Raw genomic sequence first — 26,564 nt, 5'->3', positions numbered from 1 at the left:
CCCGGATGGGAAGGAGGCCCAGCATGCGCCGTCAGGCCGGCACATTTCGGTAACGCTTGATCAGAAGTTGCGTTTCACCGTCACCGCCCAGGTGCGCGGCAGCCCCGGCGCACCGGCGCTGGTGCCGATCGGGCCGAAATTGGCCGTCATCGACGTGAAGTAGTACTTGTTGGTCAGGTTGCGCACTTCGGCGCTGACCGACCAGGTATCGGCATCGCTTTTCCAGGTCACGCGGGCGTTGGCCAGGAAATAGTCGTCGATCCGGTTGGTTGCAGTCTGGAATGCCAGCGGGCTGGGCGTGGCGGCAGGGATCGGCGCGGTATCGACATTGGTGGGATCGACATAGATGTGCGACTGGTAGCTGCCGTCCAGGCGCACGGTGACCAGGCCCTTGAGCACGTTGGGAATGTCATAGGAAAGCCCGGCGTTCCATTTCCATTCCGGCGTATAAGGCGGCACCATGCTGGCCGTCACGCCAGTGTTGGCAGTATCGACCGTGGTATACTTGAACTTGAGCCACGAGAGCGAGCCATCGATCGACAGGTGGTCGATCGGGCGGATGGTCGTTTCCACCTCGATCCCCTTCACATGGGCAGAACCCACGTTCTTGGGCTGGAGGCAGGGCGTGGTCGGGAACCCGGCGGTGTTCGGGCAATTCAGCACCGTCAGAATGATGTTCTTGTAATCGTTGAAGAATGCCGAAACGTTGAAGCGCAGGCGGCGATCGAACAGGTCCGATTTGAAGCCAACTTCATAGGCCGTGATCGTCTCGGGCCGGAAATCCTCCACCTGGCTGGGATAGAACGGACGCGGGTTGACGCCGCCCGAACGATAGCCGGTGGAAACCTGGGCATAGGTCATCAACTGGGGCGAGACGCGATAGTCGGCCGCCACGCGCCAATCGAGGCGCGAGGCATCGAAGGTCTTGTACAGCCCGTTGAGCGCGGCGAGCGCGCAGTTGGGCGGCTGGTTCACGCCAAACGGATAGCCGGTGCACGGCTGGATGGTGGAGCCATCGGGATTGTGGCGAACATAGCCATATTCCTTGTGGTCCCACGATTCGCGCAGGCCCCCGGTCAGCGTGAACGCTTCGAACGGCTTCCAGCTGGCATTGGCAAAGACCGCCTTGTTTGTGGCCGGCGTGGGATCGGGGCCGTGCAGGAAATCGATGCCGGCATAGTTCAGGTCGATGCGGCCGGTGAACATGCCCTTGGCGTGGAAATAGAACCCGCCCAGCACGAAATCGAGCGTGTTGTTCAGCGCCTTGCCGGTCAGGCGCAGTTCCTGGCTCCACTGCGAATTGCTCTGCGCCTGGTTGAGCATCGAGGGCACGACCGGCGCGCTTTCGGCAAACGACCAGTCGGAATCATAGTGGCGATAGGCAGTGATCGATTTCAGCGCCAGGCTGGGCCCAAGCGTCCAGTCGATCGTGCCGGCAAAGCCATAGTTATCGAGGTTGGAATGGCGGTTGAGCGCCAGGGGCTTGTACGGCACCTGGTGATCGGGCCGCGCCGCATCATAGAACGTGGCATAGCTGACATAGCGCTTGTCATAGCCGCTGAGCGTGTCGCAGCTGTTGCGGCCATTGGGCACGAAGCGGCAATCGAGCGGGATCGGCGCGCCATTGGTGCCATAGAGCCAGGCGCGGTTGGGGTCCTTGGTCACCGGCGATCCGGCGAACTGGGCGATGTTGTTGCCATAGATCAGCACCGAAGCGCCCGGCTCGTCACGCTCGCGCGTATAGTCGGCCGACACGTTGACCTCGACATTGGCGTCGGGCGTCCAGCGCAGCGCCACCTTGCCGGCGGCAAAGCTGGTGCCGCCCAGCGTGCCGACCTGGGGATTGGCGCCGGTGGCCATCGTCGGCACATTGGTGCCCGGATGGGTCAGCGCGTAGTCGAGAATCTTGACATAGCCATCGCGGTTCTTGCTCACGCCCGAGACGCGCATGGCCAGGTTGTCGGTCAGCTTGAGATCGAAATGTCCACGCAGATCAACGCGATGATAGCTGCCATAGGTGGCTTCGAACGAACCGGAATTGTCACCCTTGGGCTTGACGCCATAGAGCTTGATCGACCCGCCCAGCGAGTTGCGCCCGGCCAGCGTGCCCTGCGGCCCGCGCAGCACTTCGACGCGGTCGAGGTCCATCAGATCGAGCAGCGAGCCGGTCAGCGTGGGAAGATAGACATCGTCCACGTACATGCCCACGCCCGGTTCCAGGGCAAAGTTGGGGTCAGACTGCCCGACGCCGCGGATGAAGGCGATGATGCCGGGGCCAAGGTACTGGTTTTGCGGGGCCAGCGTCACGTTGGGGGTTTGCGCCGCCACTTCGGAAATGTTGGTCTGCCCGCGCGCGGCCAACATGGCACCGTTGACGGCGGTGATGGCCAGCGGCGTATCCTGCAACTTTTGGTTGCGGAACTGCGCCGTCACGACGATTTCAGGCGTGGTGTTGCCGGCCGTTTCGGCGGGTTTTTGCGGGGTTTCGGGCGCTGACTGGGCCAGCGCGGGGGTGGCGACGAGCGACAGCAAAGCGGCTGCCGAGCACAGCAGATCGCAGCGTGAAAACGCCATTTCGGTATCCTCCCAAGGATAGCAGCCGGATGGTTCCGGTCTGAAATCTTAGGTATCACATATGCGAAACGTTCAGCAATGCGAAATAACAGTAGGACGATTATAATTCATAACTGTTGCACAAGTGCCTCGCCTCACACCTCCCAGAAGGCAGTGGCGCGCATTTCGATGCTGACGCGCGGCGGCGCATCGGTGGGGCAGCCGGGCAGATCGAAAGCGACGTGCGGCACATGGGTGGCGCGGCGTGGATCGCTGTCGAAGGTCTTGAACACGATCGCTTCATCGGCGGTGAGGTTGGAAAACCAGTTCCAGCGATGCGCGGGATTTGCCGCGATCACATAGCTTTCGAACGACCATTCCGGCGCGCCGTCGGGCGGATCGAAGATGGCATCGGCGACGATGCAGTCTGCCGGGGACAGGCTGCGCGCATCGCACAGCGCCAGCGGCACATCCTGCGGCGGGGCGGAGAGCGCGCGCCACACGTTGTATTGCGCCACGCGCGCATGCGGGCGCCCGGCCGCCAGGCGCTGGGTCATCGACAGGGCCGTGGCAGGCGACACGTCGATATGGGCAAAGCGTGCGGGCATCGAATTGTCGAGGCTGCCGGCCCGGCCCGAGCGTTCGGAAAAGCGCAAGAGCCCAGCGCCGGTCACCTCCACCCGGCTGGCCCCAGTCAAGTCCTTGATCAGCCCGGCGATTTCGGGAACGTGGATGGCTGCAACCTGCGCGCGATCGGCAAAGTCGGTCACCGCGCTGCGATCGCGCACCAGTTCAAAGCCTTCAACGTCGAGGCTGGTGCCGCGCCCGCGCGCGTCGCGGATAGGCATGGCCAGCGGCGCGATCTCGACTTGGTCGCGGTCATGGGCATTGGCGTAATAGCGCGGACGCGCCAGGCCGCGCCCGGAATAGGCGATTACCGCTTCCATCCTTGCATCCTTTCCCAAGGCCCGGCGCCATGATTGCGCCGTGGCCCCAACAAAAAAGGCCCGCCACGATGGGCGGGCCTGATCTTGTAGCTTAACCGGCAGCGAGCTGCTTTTCCAGTTCGCCCAACACCCGATAGCAATCGAGCACCTTGCCTACCGAGCTGTTGGGTTCGCGCCCTTCGCGGATCGCGGCGACGAATTCGCGGTCCTGCAACTCGATGCCGTTCATCGACACATCGACATGGCTGACATCGATCGGCTCTTCCTTGCCGTTCACCAGATCATCGTAGCGCGCGATATAGGTGGCGGTGTCACCGATATAGCGGAAGAACGTGCCGAGCGGGCCGTCGTTGTTGAACGAGAGCGAGAGCGTGCAGATCGCGCCGCTTTCGCTCTTGAGCTGGATCGACATATCCATGGCGATGCCCAGTTCCGGGTGGATCGGCCCTTCGACGGCATTGGCCTTGACGATCTTGCCGGCCTGGTAGGCGAACAGGTCCACCGTGTGCGCCGCATGGTGCCACAGCAGGTGATCGGTCCACGAGCGCGCTTCGCCCTTGGCGTTGATGTTCTTGCGGCGGAAGAAATAGGTCTGCACGTCCATCTGCTGGACGTTGAATTCGCCGGCCTTGATCTTGTTGTGCACGTACTGGTGCGAAGGGTTGAAGCGGCGGGTGTGGCCGACCATGCAGACCAGCCCGGTTTCCTTCTGCTTGGCCACCACCGCTTCGGCATCGGCCCAGCTATCGGCGAGGGGGATTTCCACCTGGACGTGCTTGCCCGCGTTCATGCAGGCGATCGCCTGCTCGGCATGCATCTGCGTGGGCGTGCACAGGATCACCGCATCGACATCGGGCAGTGCCAGCGCTTCTTCCAGTTCGGTGCCGGAATGGCGCGCGCCATACTTGGCCGCCACGGCCGCAGCCTGATCGGCGCGGCGGCTGATCACCGAAACGATTTCGACGCCATCGATATTCTTGAGGCCGTCGAGGTGCTTTTCGCCGAAGGCGCCGGCACCGACCAGGGCAATACGCATGGGGGTAACTCCTGTTAAGCGCCCCGCGTGGGCAGGGGCTCTGCAATCTCCCCTCCCGCTGGCGGGAGGGGGTGGGGGAGGGATTGCTCATCCCTCCTGGAAACGTGGCTTGGGGGAGCGCACTGGAACATGCCCTCCCCCGGCCCCTCCTGCGCGCGGGAGGGGGGATTATGGCGAGCCTGGCTTAGGCCGGCACGGTTTCTTCTTCGACCGGTTCGAGCACGAGGTGCCCGATCGCGGTGTTGGAGCAGGGAATATGGTAATGCTTGTGCAGCAGGCGGGTCTTGTCACCCAGCGCGCCGCGCATGATCAGCCACATGACCATCTCGATCCCTTCCGAGCCGGTTTCACGCAGGTATTCGATGTGCGGAATCCAGCGCGCGGCGTCGGTATCGCCCACCAGCAGGTCCATGAACTTGTTGTCCCACTCGCGGTTGAGCAGGCCGGCGCGCTTGCCCTGGAGCTGGTGGCTCATGCCGCCGGTGCCCCAGATCTGCACGTTGAGGTCTTCGGGGAAGCTTTCCACTGCGCGCTTGATCGCCTCGCCCAGCGCCCAGCAGCGGTTGCCCGATGGCACCGGATAGGTCACGACATTGACGGCCAGCGGGATGACCTTGGCCGGCCAGGCCTGGGGCTGGCCGAACATCATCGACAGCGGCACGGTCAGGCCGTGGTCCACGTCCATCTCGTTGATGATCGTCATGTCGAATTCATCGAGGATCAGGCTCTGCGCGATGTGCCAGGCCAGATCGGGATGCCCTTCCACTTCGGGCACCTGGCGCGGGCCCCAGCCTTCATCGGCCGGCTTGTAGCGTTCGCCACAGCCGATCGCGAACGTGGGCACGATCTTCATGTCAAAGGCCGAAGCATGGTCGTTGTAGACCAGGATGATCACATCCGGCTTCTGTTCCTTTTCCCACTGCCGGGTCCATTCATAGCCGGCAAAGATCGGGCCGAAATAATCGTCACCCGTCTTGCCCTGGTCCACCGCCACGCCCAGCAGGGGCACGTGGCTGGAACCGACGCCTGCGGTAATCCGCGCCATGGTCAGTTGTCCTTCCCGGTTTCCTGGGCCCGCGCGGCGGCGGCCAGGTTTTCCTTGATCGAGCGATTGCCTTCGGGCGAGCGGCCGCCTTCCAGCATCATCTGGCGGTATTCCGGCCAGGTCATGTCGGTCATCGTCGACACCGCCTCGGCAAAGGGCAGGCCATCGGACGAGAACAGCTTGGAGAGGAAATAGACGTTGCCGCCCATGTCGAGCAGCGTGTTATAATCACGCGCCAAAAGCGCCTGCTTGCCTTCCTCGCTGATCTGCCATTCATCGAGATAGGCGCGCTCATCAGCCTTGAACCGCGCGCGGTTTTCGGCCTTCATCAGGCTCATCGCGAACTGGTTGATATGATAGCCCTTGCGCGCCCGCGCGGCGGTATAGACGCGGGTGCCGGGGATATCGTCAAATTCGGCCAGATAGGCATGAATATCGCGCGGCTTGGCGTCCGGCGCGCCCTTGGTGGTGGTCACAGGCCTCTCTCCTTCAGCTTCTCGTCAAGGCGCGGGAACACGCGGCGGGCATTGCCTTCGAAGATCGCGTGGCGCTGCGCGTCGGAAATGTTCAGCGCATCGACATAGCGCTTGGTATCGTCGAAATAGTGGCCGGTCTGGGGATCGATGCCACGCACAGCGCCGACCATTTCCGAACCGAACAGGATGTTCTTGGTCTCGATCACCTCGGCCAGCAGGTTCACGCCGGGCTGGTGATAGACGCAGGTATCGAAGAACACGTTGTTCATCAGGTGCCCGTCGAGTGCCGGCTTTTTCAGCATGTCGGCCAGGCCGCGATAGCGCCCCCAGTGATAGGGCACCGCGCCGCCGCCATGCGGGATGATGAAGCGCAGCGTGGGGAAGCGGCTGAACAGATCGCCTTCCAGCAGCTGCATGAACGCGATGGTATCGGCCGCGATATAATAGGCGCCGGTGGCGTGCATCGCCGGGTTGCAGCTGCCCGAGACGTGGATCATCGCCGGCACATCAAGCTCCACCATCTTTTCATAGAAGGGGAACCAGAATTCATCCGTCAGCGGCGGATGCTTGAAATGCCCGCCGCCCGGATCGGGATTGAGATTGCAGCCGATGAAGCCCAGCTGCGTCACGCAGCGCTCCAACTCGGCGATCGAGCTGGTCATGTCTGCCTCGGGCGACTGGGGCAGCATGCACACGCCGGCAAAGGTTTCCGGGTAGAGCGCCACGACCCGCGCGATCAGGTTGTTGCAGGCCTGGGCCCAGGGCACGGCCACGCTCTGGTCGCCAACGTGGGGGGCCATGGCGCTGGCGCGGGGCGAAAAGATCGTCATGTCCGCGCCGCGTTCCTTGATCAGGCGCAGCTGGTTGGCTTCGATCGTCTCGCGGATGTCGTCATCGGAAATGTCGGGATAGGGCGGCGCGGGCTCGCCCGCCTTGAACGCGGCCTTCTGCGCCTCGCGCCAGGCGTCGTGCGCCTTGGGCAGCACGGTATAGTGGCCGTGGCAATCGATGATCATGGTCATTCCGCCGGTTCCTTGGTGTTGGCTGCCATAGGCGTTTTGCTTTCAAACGGGATGGTGTGGCCGGCCTGGCTGCGCTGGCGCGCGACGGTGCCGGTGGTCATCAGCGGCTCGACGCCAAGGCCGATCAGGGTCTTGGCGGATTCCTCCATCTCGGCCGCGCGGCGCAGGCCGTGGGTGGTCATCCGCTCGATATTGTAGGCGGCGCGGGTGAACCAGCTGTCACCCTTCTCGCTGGCGTCGAGCGAGGACAGCACCTCTTCGACCACGCCGGCGCGGGTGGCGGCCAGCATCATCTCGGCGGTGAGTGCCTCGACACCCTTGACCATGATCGAGCGGATCATCTTGATCGCGCTGGCGCGGCCCACGTCATCGCCCACCACGCGCACATTGGTAAAGCCAGCCTCTTGCAGCGCGGCGGCAGCGTCGGGCGCGGCCGGGCCGGAGACCAGCAGCGGCACCTTGAGCCGCGCGGGATTGACCGGGGCCAGCACCGCCACATCGACATAGCGCGCCCCGGCCGCTTCCACCGCCCGGGCGGCAGCGCGCTTGGTATCGGGAGCGACCGAGTTCATGTCGCAAAACAGCGCGCCGGGGGCGAGCATGGCGGCATGTTCCTGCGCGACGGGCAGCGCGCTATCGGCCGTCACCAGGCTGAGCACCAGGCCGGCGCCGCCCAGGGCGCTGTCGGCGGTGGCGGCGGCCATCACCCCGGCTTCTTCCATGGCGGCGTGGCGGGCGGGATCGATGTCAAACGCGCTGGCCTGGGATTCCCAGCCAGCGGCCTTGGCAAAGGTCGATCCGGCTTCGCCGAACCCGATCAGGGCAAGTGTTCTCTCCATGGCGCACCTGTTGCGGCCCTTGTGCAACGCATACAAATGCAAAGAGCGCGGTGGCCATAAATTTATGCGAAACCTTTCATCGCCACTTCGCGCAGCAGGGCGACGAACGCGGCCTGCGGCGCGGTGGGCCGCCACAGCGCGCGGTGCGTCATCCCGATCGTGCGCCGCACCGGCACCGGGGTGGGCCGCGCCGCCAGCAGGCCCACGTCCAGCTCTACCGCCAATTGCGCCGGGCTGAGCAGGGTGAGCGCATCAGACCCCACCAGCAATTGCCGCACGGTGAGCACCGAGCCACATTCGATGCCGACATGCGGCGGCGGCGCGCCGGTGGCGGCCTGCATCATCGCCTCCCAATAATGGCGCAGCGGGGTATCGCCGCCAGGCAATATCCACGGATAGTGCTGCAGGGCGGCCGGATCGAGCGACTGGGCCGGATCGGCGAGCGGATGGCCGGCACGCATGACCAGCGCGGGGCGATCCTCGAACACGGCCTCCTGCTCCAGATCATCGAGTGCGGTGGTTTCGCGCAGGGCGCCGAGCATGAAGTCGATTTCGCCATCGCGCAGCGGCCCGACCAGTTCGGCATGGCTGCCTTCGACCACGGCCACGTCGACACCGGGATAGGCGGCGGCAAAGCGCAGCAGCGTTTCGGGCAGCCAGCGCGCGCGCGACAGCGGCATGGCGCCGATCACCACGCGGCCGGCTGCCTTGCCCTGCCACGCCGCCACTTCGGCCAGGCCGCTGCGCAATTCGGCCATGGCCAAGCCAAAGCCGCGCGCGCGGCGGGCGCCGGCCGGGGTGAGCAGCACGGTGCGCCCGCGCCGGTCGATCAGCCGCTGACCCAGCGCCACGCCGAGATCCGCCACGGCGCGGTGCAGCGACGCGGCGGACAGCCCGGTATCCTGCGCCGCCCCGGCATAGGACCCGGCGCGCGCCAGGGCGAGGAACGCGCGCACCTGCGTGCCGGTGACGCGGGGGGAGCCGATCTGCTCGATCGCCGCCTCGGCCCGCGGCGCCAGCAGCAGCGCCGGCTCGGTCGCGGTCATGCCCCCCGCCCCGCGTTCGAACAGCAGACAGCCCAGGTCTGCCTCGAGCCGGGCGATGGCCTGGGTCAGCGCGGGCTGCGTCAGGTTTACCGCACGCGCGGCGCGGGTCACGCTGCCATGGCGCACGGTGGCGGCAAAGGCGGCGAAGTGACGAATGTTGAGCGCGGGGTCGGGACGGGCCATCCATCCAGACTTAGCATTTCCTTATGGCACATGCCAAACATTGCATTTGGCGCTTTCCGCCCCCGGTTCCAAATGCAGGCCATCCGTGCCGAACCGGCCAGCCATCATAGGGAGACAAGCGCCATGTCGGGTATCGTCGTGCAGAACATCGAACGGGCCGATCCCGCCGTGATCGACGGCCTGGCCGCCTGTGGCGTGGCCACCGTGCACGAAGCGCAGGGCCGCACCGGCCTGCTCGCCAGCTATATGCGCCCGATCTATCGCGGCGCGCGCATCGCCGGATCGGCCGTGACGATCAGCGCCCCTCCGGGCGACAACTGGATGGTCCATGTCGCGATCGAACAGCTGCAGGCCGGCGATATCCTGCTGCTGGCCCCGACCTCGCCCTGCGAAGACGGCTATTTCGGTGACCTGCTCGCCACCTCGGCCCAGGCGCGCGGCTGCCGCGGCCTGGTCATCGATGCCGGGGTGCGCGACGTGCGCGACCTGACCGAGATGCAGTTCCCGGTGTGGTCCAAGGCAATCTATGCGCAAGGGACGGTCAAGAACACGCTGGGCAGCGTCAACGTGCCGGTGGTCTGCGCCAATTGCGCGGTAAACCCGGGCGACGTGATCGTGGCCGACGACGATGGCGTGGTGGTGGTGCCGCGCGCCAAGGCCGCAGAAGTACTGAAAGCCGCGCAGGCCCGCGAAGCCAACGAAGGCGAAAAGCGCGAGAAGCTGGCCAACGGCGTGCTTGGCCTCGACATGTACAAGATGCGCGAGCGGCTGGAGAAGGAAGGCTTGAAGTACGTTTGAGGCTTTAACGCAACTAGCCCCCTCCTCTTCAGAGGAGGGATTGGGGGTGGTGCGGGGCCTGACGCCAGATTTCCACCACCCCCCGACCCCTCCTCTGAAGAGGAGGGGGAGCATTGACGGCAGGAGTGTTGTTCATGACCACCGGTTTTTCCGCCCCCTGCATGTGGATGCGCGGCGGCACGTCGAAGGGCGGCTATTTCCTCAAGAGCGATCTGCCCACCGACGTGGCGGCGCGCGATGCCTTTCTGCTGGCGGTGATGGGCTCGCCCGATCCGCGCCAGATCGACGGGATGGGCGGCGCCGATCCGCTGACCAGCAAGGTGGCCGTGGTGAGCAAGTCCACGCGCGAGGGGATCGATGTCGATTACCTGTTCCTGCAGGTCTTCGTCGACCAGGCGATCGTGACTGACGCGCAGAACTGCGGCAATATCCTGGCAGGCGTTGGCCCGTTCGCGATCGAGCGCAGGCTGGTGGCGGCCGCCGGCGATGAAACTCGCGTGGCGATCTTCATGGAAAACACCGGGCAAGTGGCCGTGGCGACCGTGCAGACGCCGGGCGGCGCGGTCAGCTATGCCGGCGAGGCCGCGATCGATGGCGTGCCGGGCACCCATGCCCCGGTGCCGCTGGAATTTCGCGATACCGCCGGTTCCTCGTGCGGGGCGCTGCTGCCCACCGGCAACGTGGCCGATACGATCCAGGGCGTGGCCGTGACGCTGATCGACAATGGCATGCCCTGCGTGGTGATGAAGGCCGAAGACGTGGGCATCACCGGCTATGAAGACCGCGAATGGCTGGACAATGCGACCGACCTCAAGGCGCGGATCGAGGCGATCCGGCTGGAAGTGGGCCCGCTGATGAACCTGGGCGACGTGAAGGAAAAGTCGGTGCCCAAGATGATGCTGGTGGCCCCGCCCAGGCACGGTGGCGCGGTGACCGTGCGCAGCTTCATCCCGCATCGTGCGCATGCCACGATCGGCGTGCTGGGCGCAGTGTCGGTGGCGACGGCCTGCCTGCTCGAAGGCTCGCCAGCGGCCGAGGTGGCGCAGGTGGGCGAAGGCAGCCGCAAGACCCTGTCGGTGGAGCATCCCACCGGCGAAATGAGCTGCGTGCTGGAGGTGGACGAGAGCGGCGCGGTCAAGACCGCCGCCCTGCTGCGCACCGCACGCAAGCTGATGGATGGGGTGGTGTTCGGGTGAACATGTGCTTCTCGCCCTGCGACAGGCTCAGGGCGCACGGCGTGCGAGATTTCCAATAGGTTGCCGTTCGGGCTGAGCGTGTCGAGGCCCGGTTTTCAAGGACAAGACCATGACCGACCGTATCATTTCCTGGCACGGCAACCCGTCGAAGCCGCGCTATACGCCGCCGGCCGGCGCGATCGATGCGCACTGCCATGTGTTTGGCCCGATGGCGCAGTTTCCGTTCAGCGCCAAGGCCAAGTACCTGCCCGAAGACGCCGGGCCGGACATGCTGTTTGCGCTGCGCGATCATCTGGGCTTTGCCAAGAACGTGATCGTGCAGGCGAGCTGCCATGGCACCGACAATGCAGCGACGCTCGACGCCATTGCCAAGAGCAACGGGAAAGCGCGCGGCGTCGCCGTGGTCGATCCGGCGATTTCCGAGGCTGATCTCGCCGCGCTGCACGTGGGCGGCATCCGTGGCATCCGCTTCAATTTCTTGAAGCGGCTGGTGGATGATGCGCCCAAGGACAAGTTCCTGGACGTGGCCAAGCGCCTGCCCAAGGGCTGGCACGTGGTGATCTATTTCGAGGCCGATATCCTGGAGGAACTGCGCCCGTTCATGGACGCCATTCCCGTGCCCTTGGTGATCGACCACATGGGCCGGCCCGATGTGACGCAAGGGCCGGACGGGGCCGACATGAAGGCGTTCCGCGCGTTCCTCGATTCGCGGCCCGATATCTGGTTCAAGGCGACCTGCCCCGACCGGCTCGACCCATCGGGTGATCCGTGGAATGCCTTTGCCGATGCGGTGGCGCCGCTGGTGGCGGACTATCAGGACCGGGTGCTGTGGGGCACCGACTGGCCGCATCCCAACATGCAGGATGCCATTCCCGATGACGGGCATCTGGTCGACATGATCCCGCGCATCGCACCGACCGAGGAATTGCAGCGCAAGCTGTTGATCGACAATCCAACCAAGCTCTATTGGGCGGACTGAGCAACGAAGGGGGCGAGATGATCGCCCCCTTTCTTGTGGGTCAGAATGCATAGCCCAGGGTGAGCACGGCCGAGCGCCCCTCACCCGGCACGGCCCAGCCATTGTTGCGGATCGACGTGTAGTACTTCTCGTCGGTCAGGTTCTGCACGTTGATCTGGGCCGAAAGGCCGTTGTCCAGCTTGTAGCCCAGCGAAATGCGGTGGGTGAGGTATGACGGCGCCTTGTACATCGGCGCGCCGGTGGAATTGGTGAGATACCAGCTGCCCTGGTAGGTGAGGCCATAGCCCACCTCCAGCCCGAACGGCAGGTGATAGCTGGTGTAGAGACTGCCCGACCAGCGTGGCGTGTTGGTCACCGGGTTGCCGGCCTGGACATCGCTGGTTGGGCACGTGACGGTGCCGCCCGTGGGCAGCGTCTGCGTGGCGCCCAAGTGGTTCTTGCAGTAATTCGAGATCGACTGCTTGATCACGCCATCAAGGTACATGGCGTTGGCAAAGATCGTCCAGGCGGGCGTGATCTTGCCCGACAGGCCGAGCGACACGCCATCGACCTGGCTGCGCCCATCGAGCACGTTGGTGGTGCCGACCAGCGGATCGTTGGCGGCGACGGGATAGTTGGTGCGCTCGTTGCGGAACACCGAGGCGGTCAGTTGCAGCTTGCCCTGCGCCAGATCGACCTTGCCGCCCAATTCGAAATTGACGGCGGTTTGCGGGGCCACGTTACAGGGGTCGCCCAGCAGAGTCGTGCTGGTCACGCCACAACCGCTGCGCACGGTGGACGAGGCCGGTGTCTTGCTGTTGCCGTAAGCGACATAGAGGCTGGCGTTGGCCACCGGCTTGTAGACCAGGCCCAGGCGATAGCTGAACAAGTCGTCGGTGTTGTTCTGCGGCGCACCGGTGGTCACCGCGCCGCTGACCGCCACGGTGTCGCTGCGATAGCGGGCGCGGTTGTTTTCCCAGCGAATGCCGCCATTCACTTCGAACCCGCCGCCCAGCTTGACCGCGTCAAACGCATAGAGCGCGATGTTGCGGGTGGAGCCATGGGCAATGGCGGTGGTGATGTAGTTTACCGGCCCGGTATAGATCGCATTGGGATTGGCGATGTTGATCGCATCGAGTGTGGGCGTGGTGCCATTGGCATTGCGCAACCCGTTGCCGGAATCGACGTCATAATCTTCCTGCGAGTATGCCGCGCCCAGTGCCAGGGTATGTTCAAGGCCGAAAGTGGAGACCTTGGCGGAAAGATCAACCTGATCATACCAGATCGAGGTGTCGGTCAGGCGGAACAGCCCGCGCGGACCGCTGGGGTAATAGGTGCCCGCCGCCTGGGTTGACGAGCAGGCCGTGGCCGCGCCGGTCGAATTGGCCAGCGTGCCGTTGGCCAGGCACCAGGCACCCTGCGGCGGATCGACGAAGGTATCCTGCTTGACCTTTTGATAGCGTGCCAGATTGCGGATCGAGACCGCATCGGAAAAGCGGTGATCGAGGATGGCGGTGGCCTGGTCCACCGTCTGTTCCTGGCGATCGTAGTTCTTGTATCCGTAATAGCCGGCATAGCTGGCGCCGGGCAGCAAGCCGCCATAGACCGCGTAATAGGGCACGCCATATTGCGGGATATTCTTGTCACGCTGGTGCAGATACAGCAGCGTCAAACTGGTATCGCCGGTCAGCCCGAACTTGACCGACGGCGCCACGCCCCAGCGGCGGCTGTATTCGAAATCGCGGCCGGGCACATCGGCGCTGTGGCCCATGGCATTAAGCCGCACGGCGACCTCGCTGCCCAGCTGCCAGTTGCTGTCCACCGTGCCGCGCCAGTAATTGGCCGTGCCCACCCCGCCCTGCACAGTGGTGCTGGTTTCGTCCTTGGGCCGCTTGCTGACCAGGTTGACTGTTCCGCCGATCGAGCCCGAGCCGCTGAACACCGAATTGGCGCCGTTGGTCACTTCCACCTGTTCGATATTGAACAGGTCGCTGCGGGAATACTGCGCGCTGTCGCGCACGCCATCGATCTGGATATCGGTGTTGGCGCTTTGCCCACGCAGATTGATGCTGTCACCATAGCCACCGCCGCCTTCGCCCGCGCCCAAGGTAATGCCGGGCAGGATCGACAGCGCATCTTTCAATGACAGCAGGTTCTGCGCCTCGATCACCGCGCGGCCGACCACGGTGACCGTCTGCGGCGTATCGAGCAGCGGGCGCACGTACTTGGGCGATTCCGCCCGCTCTACCTTGACCGGAGCTTGCGCGATCGCGGTATCGGTCACGGTCACCCCGCCCAGCACGGTTTGCGCGGCATCCTGGGCCTGGGCCGGCATGGCGGCGATCACGCCGATACAGCCGGCGGCGAGAAATGCGGGACGCAAGGGCGAGGTGGCAGGCACGTGCCCGCTTGGCATGGGTGACGCGCGACGAGACCGGGATGCATTGATCATGATGGAATTTTTCCCCTTTGCTCGGATCGGGCAGCGGCGCCCGGTCCGGATGGGTAGCGCTTTATTGCGAGTGATTTTCATAATCAACCATGTTGATAATGATTCTCATTTTTTATTGTACCGCGCAAAACCGGGTGACATGGTCGGCGCCCCATGCCAGGCTGATGCGGTCATGAGCCAAGCCCTTCACCCCGCCGACGCGGTGCACGCCGCACCGCTGCGCCAGGCCAGCACCACGCTGACCCTGCATACGCCCGGCCCCGGCCTGCACGAATTCACCCGCGAAACCGCGCAGTGGGTGGCGGCCCAGGGCATGAATAGCGGGCTGCTCACGCTGTTCTGCCGCCACACCTCGGCCTCGCTGTGCATCCAGGAAAATGCCGCGCGCGAGGTGCGTGGCGATATCGTGCGCTGGCTTGATCGCCTGGCACCGGAAAGCACCGCCTATGCCCACGACGATGAAGGCCCGGACGACATGCCGGCCCATTTGAAAAGCATTCTGACCGGGGTGAGCCTGTCGATCCCGCTGGTCGGTGGGCAGCTCGCGCTTGGCACCTGGCAAGGCATCTACCTGTGCGAGCATCGCCGCATGGCGCATCGCCGCCAGATCGTGCTGCACCTGGTGGGCGCCTGATCATGACGGCACGGTTTTCTTGCACGTTCACCGCCCTGCCCGAGCATATCGACGAGCTGGGCCATGTGAACAACGCGGTGTGGGTGCGCTGGATGGAACAGATCGCCACGCGGCATTGGGAAACGGTGGCGCCACCGGAACACGTGGCGGCCTATGTCTGGGTGGTGACCCGGCACGAGATCGATTATCGCGGCAATGTTGGCCAAGGCGAGAGCGTGGTGGCCACCACCTTCATTCCCGATCCGCCCCACGGCGCGCGGTTCGACCGCTGCGTCGATTTCGCCAACGCGACCGGCAAAGTGATCGTCAGCGCGCGCACGACCTGGGCCCTGATCGATAAAAGCAGCGGACGCCTGGTTCGCGTTCCTGCAGAAGTGGCAGCGCCCTTTTACTCTCAGGCGTAAAGCATTGCTGGAACAATATGTAAAATAGCGTATTATAGCGCCAAGTTGGATCTATTCTGTTTTTTGACAAGGATCGAATCATGGCGCGCGCTGGTCTCCAACGGTGTTGCAGAGCGACACGGTATTCGGCACTTGTGTTGGCGGTTCTGCTCGCCGCGTGTGGCGATGGCGGTGGCGTTGCCAGCACGAACTCTCCCAACCCGCCGCCTTCTCCCCCGCCCAAGCCGACCAACGACGATCTGGTGGGCAGCCTGGTCAGCGAGGCCTTCGTCAACGATGCAAAAACCCAGACGGCCTATCAACCGATCACGTCCGCCCAGCCGAACACGGTTACAAGCAAGCCTTTGACGATCGAATACAAGGCATCCACGCAGACCTACACGATTGCCACGCAAGGGCGGACACAGGATTTCGGACCGGCGCAAAAGGATGCCACGCTCAGCAATGCCGCAGCCACGGTTTACAAGCGCAGCGAAAGCGCGCTGACGGAGACACTGTCGCTCAGCACGAATACGACCGATCCCGGCACGCCCGACGCCCCCCTTTTCCGCTATGTCGGTGCCGGCCTTTGGCAACGGACGCAGACCGATGGGCCGAACGCCACAACGACCATGGACTATTTCACCTATGGCGTCCCCACGCCCGCATCGGCCATGCCGACCACCGGGACAGCCACATTCGGTGTGCGCCTTGATGGGCAGGCCGGCTATCCTCAGCAGAACTATGTGCTGACAGGCGGCGGTCGCTTCCAGGTGGATTTCGCCAGCGGCGGCCTGGTTGGCAGCGGCACGATCGATCGTTACAGGAATAGCCTGTATGAAGGCACTTTAAACTGGACGTCACAGGCAAAGCTGAAAGCAGGTAGCACGACGTTTTCCGGCAGCTTCAACTTCGGCGCGCGGCCGGGCGCGATCGACGGCCGCTTCTATGGCCCCCATCATGAAGAGTTCGGCGCAGTCTGGAGCACCAACCTTTACGACAACGTGGTGGCGAGCGGCACGATCCTGGGCCGCGACACCGCGACGATGCCATCCAACAACGGCCTGGCGAACCTGGTAATCAACGAAGACCTGGGCGGGGCAGCCGTGGCCGTCAGCTATGGCCGCTCCACACGGTGGGACCAGCAAAACCTGACAACGCGCTCGTTGTACATTACCTATTCCGAAACGCAGAAGGCGCTGACGATACGTGCCGGGATCGACGGATATTCCGGAAATCCGCGTGCGCTCACGCCCGCGATCCGCGACGCGGCGCACAGCGACGCCACGTACGATGCCTATTCCGTTACGACGCAAGCGAGTTCGTTGAGCGCGGGCACGTTGCGCGTTTCGCGCCCCGGCCCCAGCAATCCGCTGATTGCGTTGACCTATACCGGCTTTGGCACGTCTGAAACGGTACTGGCACCGTCGCAACACTCCACATTCCCCTACACCGATTTCGCCTATGGCTTTGGCGAGGCGACGCCGGCCTCGGCGGTGCCGAGCAGCGGCAGCGCTACATACAATGGCGTGATCCTGGGCTATTCCGGGGTTCCGTCTGATGGCAACACCCGGCCATATGCGATCAGCGGAGACGCGCGCATGGCGTACAATTTCGGCGCGGCAACCTTGACCGGCACGCTCAACCCCGTGGCGACAGACCGCGATACCGGAACGTCCTACGCGCTTGGCGCCTATGCTTTTTCCGGCACGGGCGACGCAGGCAAGGCAACGTTTGCGGGCACCTTTGACAAAATCATCAACCTGCCATTCAGCGGCGACACCCGCGGTTCGATCAAGGGGCAGTTCACCGGCCCGCATGCTGAAGAGTTCTATGCGACCTGGCTCATCGGGATGCGCGATCCCAAGGGTGGCAGCAATATTCCCGTGGGCGGCGTGATCGTGGGCAAGCAGGGCAAGTGATCCAGCCCCCCTTTGCCTAGGACCGCTTTGCGCCTAAGGGCCGCGGTCATGACCGCATCGCTTGCCCTGACCCGCCTCTCGCGCCTGATCGCCGCCAGCCATTCGTGGGAAACCGCGCGCACGTTCAAGGCGTGGAGCCCGAGCGAGGACGACAAGGCGCTGATGGCCACCCGCGCGCAGGACGTGCTCAAGGTTATGGCGGGCAAGGACGTGACCGCGCCGATGCTGGGTGCCGCCTATGCCGTGCACCTGGCCCGCGCCCTCACTGCGCCGATCATGGTGGTCGAAGGCACGCTGAGCGTGGCGGGCGAAGTGGTGGCCGATGACCATGGCTGGGTGATGATCGGGCCGTGGGTGGCCGACATGGCGCTGTTTTCGCGCGCCTATGCGCCCGACGCGCCGCCACGCCTGGCCGGCCATGTGCTGCGGGCGTTTGGCCCCAACAAGGGCCTGTTCTGCGACGCTTGGCGCCGCACCGCGCGCCTGGGCCTGGGCTATGACCCGCGCCGGGTGTTGACCGAGGCAGAGGTGACCGCGCTGGTGGGCGAGGCGACCGCGGCGCTGCGGGCGGCCTGAGGGAACACCCCTCCACCACCCGCTGCGCGGGCGGTCCCCCTCCCCGTCGGTGACGGGGAGGATCTATGGCCCGACAGCATCCCCAACGGGTAACAAGCCTTTTCCCAGGCCGTTCGCCCTGAGCTTGTCGAAGGGCCCTGCCCAGTGACCGGGCACTGCAAGCAATCGCCGATTACAGCGGGTTGCCATCCTTGTCGCGGTAGATCTCGCGGCGGCCGACGTGGTTGGCCGGGCCGACCAGGCCATCCTGCTCCATGCGTTCGACCCACTTGGACGCGGTGTTGTAGCCCACGCCCATCTGGCGCTGAATCCAGCTGGCGGAGGCCTTCTGGCTTTCGAACACGAGCTGGCAGACCTGGCGATACTTGCGGTCTTCGGGATTGTCGGAGGTATCGAGTTCGTCGAAGCCGTACGAGCCTTCCTCGGGCTCCTCGGTGACCGAATCGACGTATTCCGGCTTGCCCTGGCCGCGCCAGTGATCGGCCACGCGCTCCACTTCCTCGTCGCTGACGAAGGGACCATGGACGCGTTTGATCGGGTCGGTGCTGGGCTTGTAGAGCATGTCGCCCTTGCCAAGCAGCTGTTCGGCGCCCTGTTCGCCCAGGATCGTGCGGCTGTCGATGCGGCTGGTCACGGCAAAGGAAATGCGCGTGGGCAAGTTGGCCTTGATCACGCCGGTGATGACATCGACCGAGGGGCGTTGCGTGGCCATGATCAGGTGGATGCCGGCGGCGCGGCTCTTTTGCGAGAGGCGCTGGATCAGGACTTCGATTTCCTTGCCGACGCTGACCATGAGGTCGGCCAGTTCGTCGACGATCACCACGATCTGCGGCAGCACCTGGTATTCGAGCTGCTGTTCCTCGAACAGTTCCTCGCCGGTCTCGGGATCGAAACCGACCTGGATTCGGCGGCCGAGCGGCTTGCCCTTGGCCTGCGCGGCGCGAACCTTTTCGTTGAAGCCCGACAGGTTGCGCACGCCGATCGACGACATCTGGCGATAGCGCCGCTCCATTTCCTCGACCGCCCACTTGAGCGCGCGCACAGCCTTGGCCGGCTCGGTCACCACGGGCGAGAGGAGGTGCGGGATATCGTCGTAGGACTTGAGTTCGAGCACCTTGGGATCGACCAGGATCATGCGGCACTGCGCCGGGGTAAGCCGGTAGAGCAGCGACAGCAGGATGCAGTTCAGGCCCACCGACTTGCCCGAGCCGGTGGTGCCGGCGACGAGCAGGTGGGGCATGGTGGCCAGATCGGCGACGATCGGTTCGCCGGCAATGTCCTTGCCCAGGATGATCGGCAAGAGGCCCTTGGCATTGACGAACTTGTCGCACGCCACCAGCTCGCGGAACGAGACCATGTCGCGGATCTGGTTGGGCAATTCGATGCCCATCACGGTGCGGCCGGGAATGGCCGAGACGCGTGCCGACACCGCGCTCATGTTGCGGGCGATATCGTCGGCCAGGCCGATCACGCGGCTGGCCTTGATGCCGGGCGCGGGTTCGAGCTCGTACATCGTCACCACCGGGCCGGTGCGCACGGCGGTGATCTCGCCCTTGACGTTGAAATCGTCGAGCACGTTTTCGAGCAGGCGCGCGTTGCGTTCCAGCGCGAGCTTGTCGATCTTGGGCTGGGCCGAGGCGGGAATTTCCTCGAGAATGTCGATCGCGGGTAGCGCGAACTTGTCGAACAGGTCGCTTTGCCGGGCCTGCGCCTTGGCCGCAGGCGCAGGGGTGCGCTGCGGATCGCTGATCTCGGTCGGGCGGCGGGGCGCGGCAGCATCCGCCGGGATCACCGGCGCGCGGGTATCGAACGGCGGCGCGTCATCATCGGCGCCATCGTCATCATCGGCGAGCAGGGCGTCACCGCCGGCTGCGGCCTTGGCCTTGGGCGCGCGGCGCTGGCGGGCCGGGGCGCCGTCGGCCGCCGCCTCGCGCGGAGTGCGGCGCAGGAACGCCGGGATCGACAGCAGCCGCGCCCAATCGAGCGCAAAGACGCGCCCGGTCAGGAACAGGCCGCCGCCAAAGGCGAGCAACGCGATGGCCAGGATGATCCAGCCCTGCGCCACCGGCACCAGGCCAGCCAGCGCGCGCACCCCGGCCGCGCCGAGCAGGCCGGTGGCGCCGCCAAACCCGGCGGGCAGGCTGCCGCCCGGGCCGGTGAACGCCAGCGCCAGCGCCGTGCCCGACAGCATCATCGCCACCGACAGGCCAAGCGACAGGCGCCACCAGGCCGGTTCGGGCGCGGGCGCTTCTTCATCCTCGTCCACGTCGATCAGGTCACCGGCGGCATCCCACAGGCGACGGGCGAACACGAACAGCAGCGGCACCAGCAGGCCGCCGGGCAGGCCGAACAGCACCAGCACGCGTTCCGCCGCCCAGGCGCCGGGCAGGCCCATCCAATTGTCCACCGGGCTGCCCGAGGCGGTGCTGCCGGAAGGATCGGTCTGGGTATAGCTGACCAGCGCCAGCGCGAGGAACACCATGGCGCCAAACAGCGTGGCGCCGCCGATCAGCTCGAAACTGCGGCGAAAGCTGCGCCGCAGCACGGCGCGCCAGTTGGGGTTGCCCCGGCCAGGGCCGAGTTTCCCGCCGCCAGGCGCGGTCGAACGGTTGGGGGTGAGTGCCCGCGAAGCCATGATGCTGAATATTCCCTTCTGGCGCCATCATCGCCCCAAGCGCTGCCGGGGTCAAGAATCGCCCAAGAAAACCCACGGAATTGCGCGGATTTTCACGACAGTCCGTCGATTGCGGCCCAGCCCTGCACGGCACCCTGGCGTGGCAGGCGGCGCGCGGCGGCGCGGTTCATCCCGCCCAGCGCCAGGACCGGCACCGGGCTGTGGCGCGCCAGCAGCAGGAAGCGCACCATGCCCAGCACCGGCGCGCCGGGATGGCTGCGCGTGGGCAGCACGGGAGACAGCAGCACGGCATCGGCACGCACCCGCGCCGCCGCCGCGATTTCGCGCAGGGAATGGGCCGTGGCCAGGCGCAACCCGGATTCGCGCCCCAAGGCATCCGGCGCGCCATAGCGCCCCTGCCCGCCCCGGCCGCAACGCGCGCCCGCTGCGATCAGCGCCACGCCGCGCGGCGCCGCCAGGCGGCGCAGCGCGGCCCAGCGCTGGCGGCGCGCCTCGGGCGCCAAGTGGTAGTGGCGGAACACCAGTGCACTACCGCGCGGCAGGCGCGCCAGGGCGCGGGCCAGCACGGCATCGTTGCGCGCATCGCTGAGCAGGACCAATCGCGGCACGGGGTAGCGCTTTGCCATGACGACGCTATAGCACCGCGCCATGACCGGACCAGAGCATACCCCGCTTGAAGACATTCGCGCCCGCATCGCCCAGGCTGCGCGCATTGCCCGCCGCGCCCCTGCCGAGGTGACGCTGGTGGCCGTTTCGAAAACCCACCCGGCCGAGGCGATCCGGCCGCTGATCGCCGCCGGGCAAACCGTGTTCGGCGAAAACCGCGTGCAGGAAGCCCAGGCCAAGTGGGCGCCGCTGCGCGAGGAGCATGCCGGGCTGGAACTGCACCTGGTCGGCCAGCTGCAATCGAACAAGGCCGAAGAGGCCGTGGCGCTGTTCGATTGCATCCATTCGCTCGATCGCCCCTCACTGCTGACCGCGCTCGCCCGCGCGATGGACAAGGCCGGGCGCCGCGTGCCGCTGTTCGTGCAGGTCAACATCGGCGCCGAAGAGCAGAAGGGCGGCTGCGCCATTGCCGATCTGCCTGCCTTGCTGACCGAGGCGCGATCGGCCGAACTGCCGGTGATCGGGCTGATGTGCGTACCCCCGGCGGGGATCGAGGCCGCGCCGTTCTTTGCCCTGCTCGACAAGCTGGCCGCCGACAATGGCCTGGCCGGCCGATCGATGGGCATGAGCGACGACTTTGAAACCGCGATCCAGCTGGGCGCCACGCATGTGCGCGTCGGCTCTGCCCTGTTTGGCGCGCGCGGCTGATCATCGTTAGCGGCCTGCGCCACCCATCATAGGCATTCATGCGCAGGCGCGCGTTCAGCCTGCTCCACCTGCCCTGTCCGTAAGAATGGCCGTGCCCGGCATCCCCCGGGACGGTGCAGGTTTTGGAACGGGAGCTTTCTGAGCGTGGTGGACGAGCAAGCGCCATTCCTGCGTCGGCTGCGCCTGCCGGAATGGCGCGGCACCACGCGGCAGCGCCTGGGCCTGATGTATAATGGCGCGATCGCGCTGCAGCTGCTGTCGATCGCCCTGGTGGCGGTGCACGAAATGCTCGACCGCTGGCAGCCTGGCGGCAACGACATGCTGCTGGTGCTGGCGCTGGGCTTGCAGGTGGCCGTGGCCACATCGCTGCTGGGCTTTCGCACGATCCTGATCACCCATCACAACCACGAACAGCACATGCGCGCGGATTCAGAGGCAGCGCGGCGGCGCACCGCCGAACTCTTTGCCATGACCGACATGTTGCAGGCCGCCGAAACCAACGAGGAAGCCGGCGCAGTCCTGATGGTCACCGCGCGACGCCTGCTGGGCGGGCACGGCGCGGCGCTCTATGTGCTCAACAATTCACGCGATCGGTTGGACCTGGCGCGCCAGTGGGACTTGCCGGATGGCTATGTCGCACCCGATTCGTTGGCGCCGAGCCACTGCTGGGCGTTGAAGCGCGGCAAGGCGCACGTGAATGCGCCGGTCGAAGGCGGGCTGTGCTGCTCGCACCATGGCGGCGACAATGCCGTGCTGGAAATCCCGATGATGGCCGGTGGCCAGGTGCAGGGTCTTCTGGTGCTGGCGCGCAGCGATGCGCCAGTGGCGCTGGCGGGGGGCGAGGAACTGGCCAACTTGCGCCACCTGGGCACGGCGCTGGCGGATTCGATGTCGCTGGCTTTGTCCAACATCGCGCTGCGCGATCGGCTGCGCACCCAGTCGCTGCGCGATTCGCTGACTGGCCTCTATAACCGGCGCTATATGGAAGACACGCTGGAGCGCCTGATTGCGCTGTCGCAGCGATCGGGCAATCCCACCGCAGTGATCATGATCGATCTGGATAACTTCAAGGAACTCAACGACAGCTATGGCCATGCCAAGGGCGATGCGGTGCTGCGCGATGTGGCGGCGCAGATCGTTGGCGCACTGCGCCCCACCGACGTGGTCTGCCGCTATGGCGGGGAAGAGATCATCGCCATCCTGCCCGATTGCGCGCTGGCCGATGCCGTGGCCAAGGCCGAGCAGATCCGCCTGCGCGTGCTGGGCGTGACCGATATCCAGGGCTGCCCGGTCAGCGCGTCGCTGGGCGTGGCGGCCATGCCGGAAACGTCCGTCAGGGGCGAGGAACTGATCCCCGATGCCGATGCCTCGCTCTATCTGGCCAAGGCATCGGGCAAGAACTGCGTGTTCGCGGCCGAGCGCGTCACCTCGGGCCTGACAGTGGCCCGGGTGACGGACAAGACCTGAACGCGCCAGGTCTTGTCAGGGCTGCTCAGTCGGCCTGGTGCTGCTTGAGTTCGTCGCCGGTGAGGGTGACGACATGCAGCAGGTTGGTGGCCCCCGGCGTGCCGAACGGCACCCCGGCCAGCGCCACCAGCTTGGACCCGGCGGTGCCGAAATCGTGGCGCAGGGCCATGCGCTTGCCCTTGGCGATCATTTCCTCAAAGCTGCCGATGTCCTTGGTGGCAACCGCGTGGGCGCCCCACAGCAGGCCGACCTTGCGCGCGGTCTTCTGGCTGGGCGTGAGCACCAGCATCGGCACGCCCGGCCGTTCACGCGCCACGCGGCGGGCGGTGGAGCCCGAACCGGTGAACACGATGATCCCCGAGATCGGCAGCGTTTCAGCGATCGAGGCGCAGGCCTGGGCCAGCGCGTCAGCCGTGGTGGGATCAGGCAGCGTTTCGATGAAGTGGACGCGGGCGGCATAGCCGGGATCGCTTTCCACCTGCACGGCGATGCGGTTCATGATGCTGACCGCTTCTTCCGGCCAGGCGCCGGCGGCGGTTTCGGCCGACAGCATGACCGCGTCGGCGCCGTCATAGACCGCGTTGGCCACGTCCGACACTTCGGCGCGGGTGGGCGTGGGCGCCTCGATCATCGATTCGAGCATCTGCGTGGCCACGACCACCGGCTTGCCCTGGCGGCGCGCGCTTTCGACGATGCGCTTTTGCAGCGGCGGCACTTCTTCGGGGTTGAGCTCGACGCCCAGGTCACCACGGGCGACCATGATGCCGTCGGACAGTTCGATGATTTCTTCCAGGCGCGAGATCGCGGCCGGCTTCTCGATCTTGGCCATCAGCGAGCCATAGCCGCCCATCAGGCGGCGCGCCTCGGCCACGTCTTCGGGGCGCTGCACGAACGACAGGGCGATCCAGTCGGCGCCATGCTCCACGGCGAAGGCCAGGTCGCGACGGTCCTTTTCGGTGAGCGCGGGCACCGGCACCACCGCGTCGGGCACGTTGACGCCCTTGCGATCGGAAATCACGCCGCCCACTTCGGCCGAGCAGAGGATTTCGCTCTCGCTGGCGCGGATCACGCGCAGGCGCAGCTTGCCATCGTCGATCAGCAGGCGCTGGCCCTTTTGCAGGATGCCGAACAGTTCGGGATGGGGCAGGCAGACGCGGTTTTCATCGCCCGGCCCGGGATTGCGATCGAGCGTGAAGTGGCCCGAATGGCGGATGACGGCGCGGCCTTCCTTGAACGTGCCGACGCGCAGCTTGGGCCCCTGAAGATCGCACAGCACGGTGATCGGGCGCTTCACCCGTTCTTCCAGCGCGCGGATATTGGCGATGGTCTCGGCATGGATGGCGTGTTCGCCATGGCTCATGTTGACGCGAAAGGCATCGGCGCCGGCCAGGAAAAGCTTTTCCAGCATTTCCGGGGAACGGCTGGCCGGCCCCACCGTTGCGAGGATCTTGACCTTGCGTTCGCGCTTGTCAGGCTGGCCCATGGTGCAAAAAACTCCTCTTCACTATCGAACCCGGCAGGCTTTCATTCGGCCTGCCCTATGGCCTATGCCGGGGCAAAACCCAAGGGATGATAACCATGGATACGAATGCTTCGACCGGCCAAACCACCCATTCTGGCGCTGATCCGCTCGATCAGCTCGATGATGCAGTGGCCGCGGCTGCCTTTCGCCACCTGGTGCGCCATTTGCGCCACCGCCACGATGCCCAGAACATCGATCTGATGGGCCTGGCGGGCTTTTGCCGCAATTGCCTGGCCGACTGGATCATCGAGGCCGGCGCCCCGCTGGACAAGGCCGCCGCCCGCGAGGCGATCCACGGCCTGCCCGCCGATGAATGGAAGGCCCGCTACCAGAGCCCGGCCACGCCCGAACAACTGGCGCGGATGGACGAGAGCATGAAGCGCAACCCGCGCTGACACCGGCCAGAACCCGGACATAACCCGGCCCGCGCCCGACAGCGGCACAATCTTTCCACAGGATCGGCTTTGCCAGCGTGGGCGTGGGCGGCTATTTGCCCGCGGCTGAAGGCCGCAACGGCCGCCCACACAGAGATTCGGAGCTTATCCCATGGCCGACGCCGCCGACGACCGCCTGCGCCTCTTGATCGAGCGCATCGAACGCCTGGAAGAAGAAAAGAAGGGCATCGGCGACGACATCAAGGATGTCTACAGCGAAGCCAAGTCGGCCGGCTATGACGCCAAGATCATGCGCCAGATCGTCCGCCTGCGGAAAATGAAGCCCGACGATCGCCGCGAAATGGAAGCGATTCTCGACGTTTACAAGAACGCCCTGGGCATCGACTGAGCGCCAGGGACTGAGCAACGCGGCGCTTGGCCGCCCCGCTCACTGCACCAGGAATGCCACGGTTACCGCCGCCAGATTGCCCAGCGCGTGGGCAAGCATGGCGGCGGGCAAGCTGATCCGCACACGGATGAAGCCGAACACCAGCCCGGCCCACAGCTGCGGCAGCACCATCGGCACCAGCGCCAGCGTGATGCGCGGATAGTTGCTGAGGTGAAACAACGCGAAGACCACCGCGTGCAGCATGAACAGCACCGGAAACGCCGCGACGAACCACGCCGGGGTTTCCCGCCGGCGCAGCACGAACCAGCCCAGCGCCGCACCTAGCACGCCCAGCAGCAACAGCAGCAGCGCCACGGGGTGGGCCGCGCCATCGCGCACCGTCCATAGCGCGGCAGCCGCTACAACCAGCCCCGCGATCAGCGCGAGTGCGCGGGGCCGGCCCGAAAGCCAGCCCCGGAACACACATTCCTCGGCCACCGGGGCCAGGAGGGTGACGGTGGGGAGCAGCAGGGCGGGCGGCACTTTGCCAAAGGCGTCGGGTGAAGGCAGGCCCATCGCCCGCTGCCACAAGTGCAGAACCAGCGCGAGCACCAGCAGCCCGGCCAGATAGAGCCCGGTCGCCCCGCGCCACAGCGCCCAGCTTTCCGCGCTGCCCAGACCCATCGGGCGCGTCCAGCGTGGATGGCGCAGGAAGTGGGCCAGGGATTGCGCAGCGGGCAGGGACAGGCGGACCATGGCAAGGGCCATACCGCGCCAGCGGTTAACGCCGCGTTTGCC

General features: G+C 65.6%; 24 protein-coding genes. 11 read left to right on the top strand and 13 right to left on the bottom strand.

The window, feature by feature from the left end:
- Positions 1-60 precede the first annotated feature (60 nt).
- The 8 genes from ABIC78_RS13620 to ligR all read right to left on the bottom strand — a co-directional run bounded on the left by ABIC78_RS13620 (position 61) and on the right by ligR (position 9,147).
- Positions 61-2,574 (bottom strand): TonB-dependent receptor, encoded by a 2,514-nt coding sequence (locus ABIC78_RS13620; RefSeq protein WP_354490239.1) that lies wholly within the window; start codon positions 2,572-2,574, stop codon positions 61-63.
- 134 nt (positions 2,575-2,708) lie between these two features.
- Positions 2,709-3,500 carry a CmcJ/NvfI family oxidoreductase gene (locus tag ABIC78_RS13615; protein WP_354490237.1) on the bottom strand — a complete coding sequence of 264 codons (792 nt, stop codon included), beginning with the start codon at positions 3,498-3,500 and terminating at the stop codon, positions 2,709-2,711.
- A 91-nt stretch (positions 3,501-3,591) separates the two neighbouring features.
- Positions 3,592-4,536, bottom strand: a complete 945-nt coding sequence (locus ABIC78_RS13610) for a Gfo/Idh/MocA family oxidoreductase (protein ID WP_022677412.1) — start codon at positions 4,534-4,536, stop codon at positions 3,592-3,594.
- A 184-nt stretch (positions 4,537-4,720) separates the two neighbouring features.
- Positions 4,721-5,581: a class III extradiol dioxygenase subunit beta gene (locus tag ABIC78_RS13605; RefSeq protein WP_169048868.1), complete on the bottom strand. Its 861-nt coding sequence runs from the start codon at positions 5,579-5,581 to the stop codon at positions 4,721-4,723.
- 2 nt (positions 5,582-5,583) lie between these two features.
- A complete protein-coding gene (ligA, locus tag ABIC78_RS13600; protein ID WP_022677414.1) occupies positions 5,584-6,057 on the bottom strand; it encodes a protocatechuate 4,5-dioxygenase subunit alpha in 474 nt (157 codons plus the stop codon).
- A complete protein-coding gene (locus ABIC78_RS13595) occupies positions 6,054-7,079 on the bottom strand; it encodes an amidohydrolase family protein (protein ID WP_022677415.1) in 1,026 nt (341 codons plus the stop codon). The genes ligA and ABIC78_RS13595 overlap by 4 nt, the downstream gene beginning before the upstream one ends.
- Positions 7,076-7,918, bottom strand: coding sequence for an NAD(P)-dependent oxidoreductase (locus ABIC78_RS13590; protein ID WP_354490234.1), 843 nt, complete (start codon positions 7,916-7,918; stop codon positions 7,076-7,078). Before ABIC78_RS13590 ends, ABIC78_RS13595 begins: the two co-directional genes overlap by 4 nt.
- 62 nt (positions 7,919-7,980) lie before the next feature.
- Positions 7,981-9,147 (bottom strand): aromatic metabolism transcription factor LigR, encoded by a 1,167-nt coding sequence (ligR, locus tag ABIC78_RS13585; RefSeq protein ID WP_354490232.1) that lies wholly within the window; start codon positions 9,145-9,147, stop codon positions 7,981-7,983.
- Positions 9,148-9,270: 123 nt separating this feature from the next.
- Between ligR and ligK the strand changes: the two genes are divergently transcribed.
- From ligK to ABIC78_RS13570, 3 genes are all read left to right on the top strand, one after another.
- Positions 9,271-9,945, top strand: a complete 675-nt coding sequence (gene ligK / locus ABIC78_RS13580; RefSeq protein ID WP_028657528.1) for a 4-carboxy-4-hydroxy-2-oxoadipate aldolase/oxaloacetate decarboxylase — start codon at positions 9,271-9,273, stop codon at positions 9,943-9,945.
- Positions 9,946-10,079: 134 nt separating this feature from the next.
- Positions 10,080-11,141, top strand: coding sequence for a 4-oxalomesaconate tautomerase (locus ABIC78_RS13575; protein ID WP_354490230.1), 1,062 nt, complete (start codon positions 10,080-10,082; stop codon positions 11,139-11,141).
- A 109-nt stretch (positions 11,142-11,250) separates the two neighbouring features.
- Entirely contained in the window at positions 11,251-12,120 is an 870-nt protein-coding gene (locus ABIC78_RS13570) for an amidohydrolase family protein (protein ID WP_171793729.1), read from the top strand.
- Positions 12,121-12,160: 40 nt separating this feature from the next.
- Here the strand turns inward: ABIC78_RS13570 and ABIC78_RS13565 are convergent, their stop codons facing one another.
- Complete coding sequence (locus ABIC78_RS13565; RefSeq protein WP_354490350.1) at positions 12,161-14,434, bottom strand: TonB-dependent receptor; 2,274 nt, start codon at positions 14,432-14,434, stop codon at positions 12,161-12,163.
- Between the two features lie 334 nt (positions 14,435-14,768).
- On the opposite strand from ABIC78_RS13565, the gene ABIC78_RS13560 reads away from it, so the two are divergent.
- The 4 genes from ABIC78_RS13560 (at position 14,769) to ABIC78_RS13545 (ending at position 18,066) form a co-directional block, all read left to right on the top strand.
- Positions 14,769-15,185: a secondary thiamine-phosphate synthase enzyme YjbQ gene (locus ABIC78_RS13560; RefSeq protein WP_354490348.1), complete on the top strand. Its 417-nt coding sequence runs from the start codon at positions 14,769-14,771 to the stop codon at positions 15,183-15,185.
- 2 nt (positions 15,186-15,187) lie between these two features.
- The gene (locus tag ABIC78_RS13555; protein ID WP_062787589.1) at positions 15,188-15,589 is read left to right on the top strand and encodes an acyl-CoA thioesterase; all 402 of its coding nucleotides are present in this window, start codon (positions 15,188-15,190) and stop codon (positions 15,587-15,589) included.
- Between the two features lie 137 nt (positions 15,590-15,726).
- A complete protein-coding gene (locus ABIC78_RS13550; RefSeq protein WP_354490227.1) occupies positions 15,727-17,490 on the top strand; it encodes a transferrin-binding protein-like solute binding protein in 1,764 nt (587 codons plus the stop codon).
- A 48-nt stretch (positions 17,491-17,538) separates the two neighbouring features.
- A complete protein-coding gene (locus ABIC78_RS13545) occupies positions 17,539-18,066 on the top strand; it encodes a hypothetical protein (protein ID WP_354490225.1) in 528 nt (175 codons plus the stop codon).
- A gap of 172 nt (positions 18,067-18,238) precedes the next feature.
- On the opposite strand, the gene ABIC78_RS13540 is transcribed toward ABIC78_RS13545, so the two are convergent.
- Complete coding sequence (locus ABIC78_RS13540) at positions 18,239-20,701, bottom strand: FtsK/SpoIIIE family DNA translocase (protein WP_054132398.1); 2,463 nt, start codon at positions 20,699-20,701, stop codon at positions 18,239-18,241.
- A gap of 92 nt (positions 20,702-20,793) precedes the next feature.
- A complete protein-coding gene (locus ABIC78_RS13535; protein WP_179562247.1) occupies positions 20,794-21,327 on the bottom strand; it encodes a thiamine phosphate synthase in 534 nt (177 codons plus the stop codon).
- 22 nt (positions 21,328-21,349) lie between these two features.
- On the opposite strand from ABIC78_RS13535, the gene ABIC78_RS13530 reads away from it, so the two are divergent.
- Positions 21,350-22,015: a YggS family pyridoxal phosphate-dependent enzyme gene (locus ABIC78_RS13530; RefSeq protein ID WP_054132399.1), complete on the top strand. Its 666-nt coding sequence runs from the start codon at positions 21,350-21,352 to the stop codon at positions 22,013-22,015.
- Between the two features lie 144 nt (positions 22,016-22,159).
- Positions 22,160-23,482: a GGDEF domain-containing protein gene (locus tag ABIC78_RS13525; protein WP_108338589.1), complete on the top strand. Its 1,323-nt coding sequence runs from the start codon at positions 22,160-22,162 to the stop codon at positions 23,480-23,482.
- Between the two features lie 25 nt (positions 23,483-23,507).
- Here the strand turns inward: ABIC78_RS13525 and pyk are convergent, their stop codons facing one another.
- A complete protein-coding gene (pyk, locus tag ABIC78_RS13520) occupies positions 23,508-24,965 on the bottom strand; it encodes a pyruvate kinase (protein WP_354490222.1) in 1,458 nt (485 codons plus the stop codon).
- A 95-nt stretch (positions 24,966-25,060) separates the two neighbouring features.
- Between pyk and ABIC78_RS13515 the strand changes: the two genes are divergently transcribed.
- Entirely contained in the window at positions 25,061-25,399 is a 339-nt protein-coding gene (locus ABIC78_RS13515; RefSeq protein WP_169048857.1) for a DUF1244 domain-containing protein, read from the top strand.
- Between the two features lie 151 nt (positions 25,400-25,550).
- On the top strand, positions 25,551-25,787 hold the full coding sequence (locus ABIC78_RS13510; protein WP_022675853.1) for a DUF2312 domain-containing protein: 237 nt from the start codon (positions 25,551-25,553) through the stop codon (positions 25,785-25,787).
- Positions 25,788-25,826: 39 nt separating this feature from the next.
- Here the strand turns inward: ABIC78_RS13510 and ABIC78_RS13505 are convergent, their stop codons facing one another.
- Positions 25,827-26,522: a CPBP family glutamic-type intramembrane protease gene (locus ABIC78_RS13505; RefSeq protein ID WP_158271913.1), complete on the bottom strand. Its 696-nt coding sequence runs from the start codon at positions 26,520-26,522 to the stop codon at positions 25,827-25,829.
- Positions 26,523-26,564 lie beyond the last annotated feature (42 nt).

Source organism: Novosphingobium sp. 1529 (genome assembly GCF_040544855.1).
Taxonomy (GTDB): domain Bacteria; phylum Pseudomonadota; class Alphaproteobacteria; order Sphingomonadales; family Sphingomonadaceae; genus Novosphingobium; species Novosphingobium capsulatum.
This window is presented reverse-complemented; position numbering and strand designations above follow the sequence as displayed.

Coding starts and splice junctions, on each gene's coding strand:
- ABIC78_RS13620 (WP_354490239.1), bottom strand. CDS start 2,574: ATGGCGTTTTCACGCTGCGATCTGCTGTGCTCGGCAGCCGCTTTGCTG.
- ABIC78_RS13615 (WP_354490237.1), bottom strand. CDS start 3,500: ATGGAAGCGGTAATCGCCTATTCCGGGCGCGGCCTGGCGCGTCCGCGC.
- ABIC78_RS13610 (WP_022677412.1), bottom strand. CDS start 4,536: ATGCGTATTGCCCTGGTCGGTGCCGGCGCCTTCGGCGAAAAGCACCTC.
- ABIC78_RS13605 (WP_169048868.1), bottom strand. CDS start 5,581: ATGGCGCGGATTACCGCAGGCGTCGGTTCCAGCCACGTGCCCCTGCTG.
- ABIC78_RS13595 (WP_022677415.1), bottom strand. CDS start 7,079: ATGACCATGATCATCGATTGCCACGGCCACTATACCGTGCTGCCCAAG.
- ABIC78_RS13590 (WP_354490234.1), bottom strand. CDS start 7,918: ATGGAGAGAACACTTGCCCTGATCGGGTTCGGCGAAGCCGGATCGACC.
- ligR (WP_354490232.1), bottom strand. CDS start 9,147: ATGGCCCGTCCCGACCCCGCGCTCAACATTCGTCACTTCGCCGCCTTT.
- ligK (WP_028657528.1), top strand. CDS start 9,271: ATGTCGGGTATCGTCGTGCAGAACATCGAACGGGCCGATCCCGCCGTG.
- ABIC78_RS13575 (WP_354490230.1), top strand. CDS start 10,080: ATGACCACCGGTTTTTCCGCCCCCTGCATGTGGATGCGCGGCGGCACG.
- ABIC78_RS13570 (WP_171793729.1), top strand. CDS start 11,251: ATGACCGACCGTATCATTTCCTGGCACGGCAACCCGTCGAAGCCGCGC.
- ABIC78_RS13565 (WP_354490350.1), bottom strand. CDS start 14,434: ATGCCGGCCCAGGCCCAGGATGCCGCGCAAACCGTGCTGGGCGGGGTG.
- ABIC78_RS13555 (WP_062787589.1), top strand. CDS start 15,188: ATGACGGCACGGTTTTCTTGCACGTTCACCGCCCTGCCCGAGCATATC.
- ABIC78_RS13545 (WP_354490225.1), top strand. CDS start 17,539: ATGACCGCATCGCTTGCCCTGACCCGCCTCTCGCGCCTGATCGCCGCC.
- ABIC78_RS13540 (WP_054132398.1), bottom strand. CDS start 20,701: ATGGCTTCGCGGGCACTCACCCCCAACCGTTCGACCGCGCCTGGCGGC.
- ABIC78_RS13535 (WP_179562247.1), bottom strand. CDS start 21,327: ATGGCAAAGCGCTACCCCGTGCCGCGATTGGTCCTGCTCAGCGATGCG.
- ABIC78_RS13530 (WP_054132399.1), top strand. CDS start 21,350: ATGACCGGACCAGAGCATACCCCGCTTGAAGACATTCGCGCCCGCATC.
- pyk (WP_354490222.1), bottom strand. CDS start 24,965: ATGGGCCAGCCTGACAAGCGCGAACGCAAGGTCAAGATCCTCGCAACG.
- ABIC78_RS13515 (WP_169048857.1), top strand. CDS start 25,061: ATGGATACGAATGCTTCGACCGGCCAAACCACCCATTCTGGCGCTGAT.
- ABIC78_RS13510 (WP_022675853.1), top strand. CDS start 25,551: ATGGCCGACGCCGCCGACGACCGCCTGCGCCTCTTGATCGAGCGCATC.
- ABIC78_RS13505 (WP_158271913.1), bottom strand. CDS start 26,522: ATGGTCCGCCTGTCCCTGCCCGCTGCGCAATCCCTGGCCCACTTCCTG.